This window comes from Vibrio sp. 03_296 (assembly GCF_002265885.1).
This window is the reverse complement of the sequence record NZ_NPKW01001157.1, coordinates 1-884: the sequence shown is the minus strand read 5'-3', so window position 1 is coordinate 884 and position 884 is coordinate 1. Positions and strand designations below refer to the sequence as shown.

Below are 884 nucleotides of genomic sequence, written 5' to 3'. Positions count from 1 at the left end.
GCTTAAAAGCGTATAAGTCCTATTTGTCGGCGATGTAAGTGCCTCGTTTTCGCAACAATGAGCGAGTGTGGGTGGTTAAAATCAAGGCCATGAGCTTAAATGCGCGTGGCCTTGTTTTGTGTTTCACCAATGTGTTTGCAATCCGGTTTGAAAAAGAGGAAATGAAAGGTTTTAAATCGTGAGCTTGCATTGGTTTGTGATTACGCGTGATGTTTATTGCTCCAGCGCGTTTTAATATTGTGTTCCACCACTCGAAATAATGAGATCAGTGAGCCATTTTGTTTGCCGCATGCGAAGAGAGGCTTCGTAATGAGTGCGACATCAATATTCAATCAGTGTCTGTTTGGTAGAAGAAAAATGCGGTTCATAACGCAAGGTATAACAATCTTCCATTAACTGCATCATAAGTGCGTGGCTATCAACAATAATGCCAACATTCGTCTCCGGTTCGAGCATTTAAAATGATCACTGTATTCGTTTACTCCTGAAACAATAAATTTCACATACTCGCCTTCTTTATTGCCTTCAAAATATCCTGCACCAGGATGTATTCTTTTTTGATAGAACGCTTGAGGCTTATCATTAATAATGTGCAAGCCAATATCGACACTCTCATTTAGAATAAGAGACTCGCTGTGTTCTCCCCATTGCCTAATTTCAATTTGCTTGTCTCCGGATCGAATAGCTTCAATGAGTGCTTTGCCGATCTGAATCAAATAAGGTTCAACAATGTGTAAGGTKACTTTATCAAGCAGAGAAGGATCAAACTGCTGTGGAACGAGTGCAGAGTCGATTTGTTCTAAGGCGATACGAATCTTAGGTTCTATGACGTTTGCATAGTCAGTGGGCACTAACCCTGTACTTTCCCGTAGAAAAAGTGGATC

General features: G+C 40.8%; 1 protein-coding gene. It reads right to left on the bottom strand.

What is annotated here, in order from left to right; genetic code table 11:
* Window positions 1–418 precede the first annotated feature (418 nt).
* Window positions 419–469: a hypothetical protein gene (locus tag CIK04_RS35880; protein ID WP_369597203.1), complete on the bottom strand. Its 51-nt coding sequence runs from the start codon at window positions 467–469 to the stop codon at window positions 419–421.
* Window positions 470–884 lie beyond the last annotated feature (415 nt).